This is a genomic window from Streptococcus infantis (assembly GCF_047463175.1).
GTDB classification, from domain to species: domain Bacteria; phylum Bacillota; class Bacilli; order Lactobacillales; family Streptococcaceae; genus Streptococcus; species Streptococcus infantis_AC.
Map to the genome: position 1 here is coordinate 727,838 of NZ_JASHEJ010000001.1, position 7,578 is coordinate 735,415.

Consider the following 7,578-nt stretch of genomic DNA (forward strand, 5'->3'; position numbering starts at 1 on the left):
TTACAGAAAGGATAGGAGCAAACTGTTTACTTTATAAGTTACTGAACAGTTTGTTCAAAGTGTCCATATGACTAGTCAAGATCGTCGCATTAGCAAGACTCGAAAAGCTATTTATACTGCTTTTTTACAATTACTAAATCAAAAAAATTTTGAATCCATCACTGTTCAGGAGATTATTGACCTAGCAGATGTCGGTCGTTCCACCTTTTATAGCCATTATGAAAGTAAGGAATTACTCCTAGATGAGCTTTGCCGCTATCTCTTTCATCATCTTTTTGAACGCGAGGAAAATATAACTACAGAAGCTTATTTGTCCCATATCTTTTCACATTTTAAGAAAAACCAGGACCACGTCACCAATCTTCTTTTCTCTAAAAACGACTACTTCCTCCGTCAATTACAGAAAGAGCTAGAACATCATGTTTACCCCATGGTAGCAGAGGACTTGCAAGTTTCCTATCCTAATATTCCTACTTCCTATCTCAAGCATTTTGTCGTAACTAACTTTATCGAAACATTGACCTGGTGGATCAAAAAAGGAAAATCCTATAAGGAAAACCAAGTCGTGAGATTTTACTTAGACGTAATGGAAATGAACTCTAAAAAATTATAGATTTAAATACTAAATGAAAGGAAGAATCCTATCTACACCTTTATCTTTCTTGCACTCATCATTCTTATACTCACTCTCCCTTTCTCACTCTACCATCTGATAGTTGCATCTTTAGAGGTTAAAAAAAGAAACTTTAACAGAGGAATCAAATGCATCCTCTTTGGTAGTATTCTCACGATGCTTTCTCTTTTCCTTCATTTCTATATGCCTATTATGTTTGAGATTTTTATCCCCATCATTTCTCTATTACTTTGGATAATCGGAGTTTTCCTCATCTGTTACGGAGCCTATTGGAATGACAAACAGAAAGGCACCTTTAAAAAGTCTCATCACATCATAAGGATTTCACTAGCTGTCTTGTTAACACTTATACTACTTTTAATCTAATTCAAAAACCCTATCTTGTCTTAAGCAAGATGGGGTTTTTGTTAGTATAAAGTCTTTTCTACGTTTATTTTTGAAGAATTCCTTCTTGAAGGAGAAACTCATGCGCAACCTCTTCAGCTGATTTCCCTTCCACACCAACTTGGTAGTTCATCTGACTCATCTGGCTTTCAGTGATTTTACCAGCTAGTTTATTAAGAACAGCTTCCAACTCAGGATGTTTTTCGAGTAATTCAGCTTTCATCAGCGGAGCGCCTTGATAAGGTGGGAAGAGGTGTTGATCATCTTCTAAAATCATCAAGTCATACCGAGCAATTTCAGCATCTGTTGAGTAAGCATCTGTAATTTGGATGTCACCTGACTGGATGGCTTGGTAGCGAAGAGCTGGTTCCATAGTGGCTACATTGAGATTTAATCCATAAACAGACTGCAAGCCCTTGTTTCCATCCTCACGGTCATTAAACTCCAGAGTAAACCCCACCTTGAGCTGTCCTTCTACTTTTTTCAAGTCTGAAATCGTCTTAAGCCCATATTCTTGCGCAATTTTTTTAGGAACTGCTATAGCATAAGTATTTTGATAAGCCATGGGTTTAAGAAAGGCTAGTTGATCCTGTTTGGCAATGCCGTCACGAGCCACCTCGTAAACCTTTTCTGGGTCATGCCCAATTTGTGGAGATGGTTGGAGGAGACTCTCTGTCACTGTTCCAGAAAATTCTGGATAGATATCAATGTCCCCTTTTTTCAGCGCTTGATAAAGGAAATCTGTCTTCCCAAAGTTAGGCTTGACCGTCACCGTCATATCTGTATTTTCCTCGATGAGAAGTTTATACATATTCATAAGAATTTCTGGCTCAGGTCCCAACTTCCCAGCTATTACCAGATTTTCTTTCTCTTTATTAGGAATCATGCTTGGAGCATAACTAGCTCCCAAACCAAGCACCATAACAGCAAAGGCTGCAACAATTGTACGTAACTTTGCCTTTTCCAACCATTTGAGAACAACATTAAAGAGAATGGCCAAAATAGCTGATGAGATTGCACCGATTAAAATCAGACTAGCATTCCGACGATCAATTCCCAAAAGGATAAAGGAACCCAATCCTCCAGCTCCAACAAGAGCGGCTAGAGTTGCTGTCCCAATGATCATAACGGTTGCTGTACGAACTCCCGATACAATGACAGGCATGGCCAGTGGAATTTCAAACTTCTTGAGTCGCTCCCACTTGGTCATTCCAAAAGCAATTCCTGCTTCCTCAAGATTAGGATCAATGCCGTTCAAGGCTGTGATTGTATTTTCTAAAATCGGAAAAATAGCGTAAATGACAAGGGCTGTGAGGGCTGGTAAGGTTCCAATTCCCATAATGGGAATGAAGAGGCCGAGAAGTGCCATGGAAGGAATGGTCTGGAAGATCCCAGCAACTTGTAGCACCCAATTCGCCACTTTTTTGTGGCTATTTAGATAAACCGCAAGCGGAATCGTCAGAAAAATAGCAACCAATAAGGTCAAAAGAGACAATTGCAAGTGTTGTCCAAGGGCTGTTAACCATTCCCCAAAACGCTCTTGAAAGGTTGAAATGAAATTAGACATGAAGGCTACCTCCAAACAAGTTTGCTACAAAGTCCGTCGCAGGTGCTTGTAAAATTGTTTCAGGGGCTGCCACCTGACGAATTTCTCCATCCTGCAACACTGCAATTCGATCCCCTAATTTTAAGGCCTCGTCCGTATCATGGGTTACGAAGATTGTCGTCATGCCGAATTCTTTATGTAAATCTTTTGTAAGAGCCTGCAACTGCTTGCGAGAGATGGCATCCAAGGCTGAAAATGGCTCGTCCATCAATAGAATCTTTGGTTCCCCAATGATGGCTCGTACAATGCCAATCCGCTGTTGCTCCCCACCAGATAATTCACTAGGCATGCGCTTTGCATACTCTGCAGCAGGCAGGCCAACCTTGTCCAAGAGTTCCTCTGTTTTAGAAGCAATTTGCTCCTTGCTCCAACCCTTCATTTCAGGAATGAGAGCTATATTTTCAGCAACTGTCAAGTTAGGAAATAGGGCAATGGCTTGTAGGACATAACCGGTACTGAGACGTAACTCCAGTTCATCATAGTCCTTGATGCGTTTCCCATCCATATAGATATTGCCATCTGTCGGCTCCAAAAGACGGTTCACCATCTTGATCATAGTAGTCTTACCAGATCCTGAAGGACCCACTAGCACCATGAATTCTCCATTTTCAATACGGAGATTGACATCTTTTAAAATGTTTTTATCCGTGTAGCGCAAGGCTACATGTTTGTATTCAATCATATTTTTCCTCAATAAGTTTTCTGTCTCTAAGAATATCCAATAAACTACTTGCTGGATGCCCTAGGACTTTTTCGACATCTGTAGAAACCCCAGCTTGTTCCCCAGCTTTAATCGCTGTATAGGTGCTGACCCAGGCATCGTACTCCCAAGTTTGTGCTGGCCATTTTTTCCGTGACTCATAGGCTTCTTCTACTAATTCATCCACATACGTGATGGTTTTACCGCTCTCTTTTGAGAGGAGCGCTACGATTTCTTCCATGGAAAGATCCTCTGGCCCTGTCAGATTCAAGCTTTGATTCTCCCACTCCTTAGGGTTTAAAAGAATTTCTGCTGCAACCCTAGATGTGTCCTTACGGGCAACAGCTGATACCAGGCCACTACCGGCCGGACCACGAATCTCTCCATTTTCAAGCGCAATATCAATCAAAAAGTCCAAGTAAAAATTATCTCTCAAAAAAGTGTAGGTGAACCCTAACTCCTTGATATAGGCTTCCGTCTGGGCATGATCTCGAGACAAGGTAAAAGTTGCCTTCTCATCTGCCCCATAAAAGGAGGTATAAACAATATGCTGCACCCCCGCTAGCTTTGCAGCATCTAAAAACTCCTTGTGCTCCTTGACACGCTCTGGATTTTCCCGAGCAGAGACCATCAACAAGGTATCGATACCCTTTAAGGCCTCAACTACTTTTGGAGTATTGGCATACACCATCTTACGAATTTCCGCTGACGCGTAGACTTTTGCACGCTCTGGGCTTCTTGCCAGATGGATAGAAGCAATTCCTTGCTGATCGACAAGATCCGCTACATAAGAGCCTAATTTCCCTGTTACACCTGTTATTCCAATCATAACTGTTACTCCCTTTCCCTACATATCATTTTCTTTAGCTTTTAGATTTGTGATAATACGCTCCTGATAGGCCTCAAATTCTCGGATTTCTTGATCTGAAAAGCCTTGATAGAAAATCTCTCCAAGTTCCCGACTAACACGGTCTCCAATTTCTTTTTGCGCCCAACCGAGGTCTGTCAAAGAAATATATTTTTTCCTTTTATCCTGTGTGCAAGGTTGAATCGTAACCAAGCCTTGTTCTTCCAATTTCTTAACCATACTGGTTAATGTATTATTGGCTAGACCCGTCGCAAGAGCGATATCGGTCGCGGTAGCACACCCCAACTCTTGCTTCCACAAAATCGTTAAAATTTTTCCCTGTTCACTTCGGTATTGAGCATCTGATTCCTTGCTAAGCAACTTTTGAAAGATACGTCCATTCAATAATCGAATCTGTAGAGCTTGATAGCCCCCTAACATCTTGTCCATTTTGCCTCCTTTTTGTTCTATATCGAACTTTTGAACTATTGTAACACTCTAGATTACATCTGTCAACTATTTCGATATCGAAATATTATTTTTATAAAAAAAGAGCTTAGCCAAGCTAAACTCTTTTTCTTTTACTCTTCTTCCACCAAACGTTTAAACTCTGCTTGGATTTCTGTATTTTCTGTCGGTTTTAAGTACATGATTCCACCATTTGTCGTTGGAGAATGAAAAACAATCACTTCTCCTGTGTTAGTAATCGTAAAGAAGTAACTGTGCACATCCGGATATTTATCCCAGTTACTATAGCGCTCCACGATTCTGTACTTAGCGTTCCCTAAACCTGTATCCGTGTATACAGCATCCATTTTTTCGCTCGGTCCATTTCCAAAGGTATAGAGATTATCCGCACCAACATCTCCTCCTGAAATTCCCTTTTTGTAATTGGGTTGCCCAAGTCTTTCTCCCCATCCTTTAATAAAGGCTTCTAATTTCGCAGATTTATTCGTATTCCAAGGAGCCTTTTGTTTCTCACCAGAAATAGTCCTGCTAGTAGAAGTTTCGAATTTCTGCCAATCAAGTTGTTTAAAATCCAGCAATTCAGCTTCACTCTTACCAAAAACCGAATACAAGCTTTTATTCCCAGGGACTCGAATATCCTGTTCTTGCAGTTTGCTAGCAGCTTGAGGATTTAAATTAAGACGATAAAGGACTCCTCTCCCTTCTCCAGTACCAGAGGACCAACTCAATTCTAGGATATCTCCACCCTTATAGATATTCATAGAATTTCTTGCACCACCATGACCAGCTACAAATCCTTCTGCTAAAAGGACAGGTTTCTCGTTCACCAAATAATATAAACCTGATATAAAATAATCACCACTAGATTGTTCAACACCTATTAATAATTCTTCAACACCATCCTGATTCAGATCTGTATAAACATAGTGCATCTTATCCGCTTGATAAACTGCATTTTCAACAGACCAACTATTGATCGGGCGTTCAGCCCCTTGTAAATTCTTATAGAGATCAGCGATTGCATTAACATCCTTCGATGTAGAAAGAATTTTTTGATAATTATCAAAAACTGGCTTGTAGAATTCTTTAAAATTTTTCTTAGACTCTACGGATGTTAGTTTACTAGTAATTGGTTGATTGACAGTTGTTGATAAACTAAAATACTGACTTGAATTTTCGGAACTTTGACTACTACAGCCAAACATAAAAAGATTTATGAAAAGAACTAGCAAGCTACCTAAAAACTTCTTAGATTCCATAACGAACTCCTTTGTAGTTAACTAATTATTGTAGTGATTTCACTTACATTATATCAAATGTTTAACAGTTATAAAAAAAATAATACAAGACTAAGAAAATAAAAAAAGAGCTTTTCAGCTCTTTAATGACGGAGAATAAGGGATTCGAACCCTTGCGCCAGTTACCCGACCTAACGATTTAGCAAACCGTCCTCTTCAGCCTCTTGAGTAATTCTCCTATTAATGGGCACGAGTGGACTCGAACCACCGACCTCACGCTTATCAGGCGTGCGCTCTAACCACCTGAGCTACGCGCCCAAGTAAAAACTTGGTAATGAACAAAGTTCAAAGCGGGTGACGAGAATCGAACTCGCGACAACAGCTTGGAAGGCTGTAGTTTTACCACTAAACTACACCCGCATAGTATCATATTAAAAAAATGGCGCGAGACGGAATCGAACCGCCGACACATGGAGCTTCAATCCATTGCTCTACCAACTGAGCTACCGAGCCAAATATTGCGGGAGCAGGATTTGAACCTACGACCTTCGGGTTATGAGCCCGACGAGCTACCGAGCTGCTCCATCCCGCGTTAATAATAAATAAAGGAGGATGTGGGATTCGAACCCACGCACGCTTTTACACGCCTGACGGTTTTCAAGACCGTTCCCTTCAGCCGGACTTGGGTAATCCTCCATCATTCCAATGGACCTTGTAGGACTTGAACCTACGACCACTCGGTTATGAGCCGAGAGCTCTAACCAGCTGAGCTAAAGGTCCAACAAGATCATTATAGCGGCGAAGGGGATCGAACCCCCGACCTCCCGGGTATGAACCGGACGCTCTAGCCAGCTGAGCTACACCGCCATCAATCGGGAAGACAGGATTCGAACCTGCGACACCTTGGTCCCAAACCAAGTACTCTACCAAGCTGAGCTACTTCCCGAGTTAAATGTTTAATGCACCCTAGAGGAGTCGAACCTCTAACCGCCTGATTCGTAGTCAGGTACTCTATCCAGTTGAGCTAAGGGTGCTCTTCAATATATGCCGAGGACCGGAATCGAACCGGTACGATCGTTACCAATCGCAGGATTTTAAGTCCTGTGCGTCTGCCAGTTCCGCCACCCCGGCCTCTATAAGCGAACGACGGGATTCGAACCCGCGACCCCCACCTTGGCAAGGTGGTGTTCTACCACTGAACTACGTTCGCATCGACTCTGGTTTATATTAAAAAAAATGCCGGCTACATGACTTGAACACGCGACCCTCTGATTACAAATCAGATGCTCTACCAACTGAGCTAAGCCGGCTGATTTCTATTATGCGGGTTAAGGGACTTGAACCCCCACGCCGTTAAGCGCCAGATCCTAAATCTGGTGCGTCTGCCAATTCCGCCAAACCCGCAAATATGACCCGTACTGGGCTCGAACCAGTGACCCATTGATTAAAAGTCAATTGCTCTACCAACTGAGCTAACGAGTCAAATAACTTTCGTTATTACGGTCCCGACGGGAATCGAACCCGCGATCTTCGCCGTGACAGGGCGACGTGATAACCGCTACACTACGGGACCTATGGGAGTTAACGGGATCGAACCGCTGACCCTCTGCTTGTAAGGCAGATGCTCTCCCAGCTGAGCTAAACTCCCTCGAGCTAAGCGACTTCCATATCTCACAGGGGGCAACCCCCAACTACTTCCGG

Annotated in this window: 6 protein-coding genes and 17 tRNA genes; 1 reads left to right on the top strand and 22 read right to left on the bottom strand. The window is 42.1% G+C overall.

The features are described from left to right. Positions 1–67 precede the first annotated feature (67 nt). Entirely contained in the window at positions 68–613 is a 546-nt protein-coding gene (locus tag QM859_RS03770; RefSeq protein ID WP_414262172.1) for a TetR/AcrR family transcriptional regulator, read from the top strand. A gap of 451 nt (positions 614–1,064) precedes the next feature. Here the strand turns inward: QM859_RS03770 and QM859_RS03775 are convergent, their stop codons facing one another. The 22 genes from QM859_RS03775 to QM859_RS03880 form a co-directional block, all read right to left on the bottom strand. Further along, a complete protein-coding gene (locus QM859_RS03775; protein ID WP_414262173.1) occupies positions 1,065–2,585 on the bottom strand; it encodes an ABC transporter permease/substrate-binding protein in 1,521 nt (506 codons plus the stop codon). Further along, entirely contained in the window at positions 2,578–3,306 is a 729-nt protein-coding gene (locus QM859_RS03780) for an ABC transporter ATP-binding protein (protein ID WP_414262174.1), read from the bottom strand. Before QM859_RS03780 ends, QM859_RS03775 begins: the two co-directional genes overlap by 8 nt. Further along, positions 3,299–4,153, bottom strand: a complete 855-nt coding sequence (locus QM859_RS03785) for an SDR family oxidoreductase (RefSeq protein WP_414262175.1) — start codon at positions 4,151–4,153, stop codon at positions 3,299–3,301. The genes QM859_RS03780 and QM859_RS03785 overlap by 8 nt, the downstream gene beginning before the upstream one ends. 18 nt (positions 4,154–4,171) lie before the next feature. Then, positions 4,172–4,621: a MarR family winged helix-turn-helix transcriptional regulator gene (locus QM859_RS03790; RefSeq protein WP_414262176.1), complete on the bottom strand. Its 450-nt coding sequence runs from the start codon at positions 4,619–4,621 to the stop codon at positions 4,172–4,174. 131 nt (positions 4,622–4,752) lie between these two features. Next, positions 4,753–5,898 (bottom strand): DUF4767 domain-containing protein, encoded by a 1,146-nt coding sequence (locus tag QM859_RS03795; RefSeq protein ID WP_414262177.1) that lies wholly within the window; start codon positions 5,896–5,898, stop codon positions 4,753–4,755. 129 nt (positions 5,899–6,027) lie between these two features. Then, positions 6,028–6,115: transfer RNA gene (locus QM859_RS03800), tRNA-Ser, on the bottom strand. Positions 6,116–6,121: 6 nt separating this feature from the next. After that, positions 6,122–6,195, bottom strand: a tRNA-Ile gene (locus QM859_RS03805). 31 nt (positions 6,196–6,226) lie between these two features. Then, positions 6,227–6,297, bottom strand: a tRNA-Gly gene (locus tag QM859_RS03810). Positions 6,298–6,317: 20 nt separating this feature from the next. Continuing rightward, positions 6,318–6,390: transfer RNA gene (locus tag QM859_RS03815), tRNA-Phe, on the bottom strand. 5 nt (positions 6,391–6,395) lie between these two features. Next, positions 6,396–6,469, bottom strand: a tRNA-Met gene (locus tag QM859_RS03820). A gap of 14 nt (positions 6,470–6,483) precedes the next feature. Next, positions 6,484–6,573 (bottom strand) — tRNA-Ser (locus QM859_RS03825). A gap of 10 nt (positions 6,574–6,583) precedes the next feature. Further along, positions 6,584–6,657 (bottom strand) — tRNA-Ile (locus QM859_RS03830). A gap of 13 nt (positions 6,658–6,670) precedes the next feature. Beyond that, positions 6,671–6,744 (bottom strand) — tRNA-Met (locus QM859_RS03835). Positions 6,745–6,749: 5 nt separating this feature from the next. Further along, positions 6,750–6,823: transfer RNA gene (locus tag QM859_RS03840), tRNA-Pro, on the bottom strand. 14 nt (positions 6,824–6,837) lie between these two features. Next, a tRNA-Arg gene (locus QM859_RS03845) sits at positions 6,838–6,911 on the bottom strand. A gap of 11 nt (positions 6,912–6,922) precedes the next feature. Continuing rightward, positions 6,923–7,008, bottom strand: a tRNA-Leu gene (locus tag QM859_RS03850). Between the two features lie 7 nt (positions 7,009–7,015). Next, positions 7,016–7,087 (bottom strand) — tRNA-Gly (locus tag QM859_RS03855). Between the two features lie 27 nt (positions 7,088–7,114). Further along, positions 7,115–7,187: transfer RNA gene (locus QM859_RS03860), tRNA-Thr, on the bottom strand. 12 nt (positions 7,188–7,199) lie between these two features. Next, positions 7,200–7,281, bottom strand: a tRNA-Leu gene (locus QM859_RS03865). Between the two features lie 5 nt (positions 7,282–7,286). Continuing rightward, positions 7,287–7,359, bottom strand: a tRNA-Lys gene (locus QM859_RS03870). An 18-nt stretch (positions 7,360–7,377) separates the two neighbouring features. After that, a tRNA-Asp gene (locus tag QM859_RS03875) sits at positions 7,378–7,450 on the bottom strand. Positions 7,451–7,452: 2 nt separating this feature from the next. Continuing rightward, positions 7,453–7,525: transfer RNA gene (locus QM859_RS03880), tRNA-Val, on the bottom strand. Positions 7,526–7,578 lie beyond the last annotated feature (53 nt).

Excerpts from the sequence above, each read along its gene's own strand:
- QM859_RS03785 (WP_414262175.1), bottom strand. The coding sequence starts at position 4,153 with ATGATTGGAATAACAGGTGTAACAGGGAAATTAGGCTCTTATGTAGCG.
- QM859_RS03770 (WP_414262172.1), top strand. The coding sequence starts at position 68 with ATGACTAGTCAAGATCGTCGCATTAGCAAGACTCGAAAAGCTATTTAT.
- QM859_RS03790 (WP_414262176.1), bottom strand. The coding sequence starts at position 4,621 with ATGGACAAGATGTTAGGGGGCTATCAAGCTCTACAGATTCGATTATTG.
- QM859_RS03795 (WP_414262177.1), bottom strand. The coding sequence starts at position 5,898 with ATGGAATCTAAGAAGTTTTTAGGTAGCTTGCTAGTTCTTTTCATAAAT.
- QM859_RS03775 (WP_414262173.1), bottom strand. The coding sequence starts at position 2,585 with ATGTCTAATTTCATTTCAACCTTTCAAGAGCGTTTTGGGGAATGGTTA.
- QM859_RS03780 (WP_414262174.1), bottom strand. The coding sequence starts at position 3,306 with ATGATTGAATACAAACATGTAGCCTTGCGCTACACGGATAAAAACATT.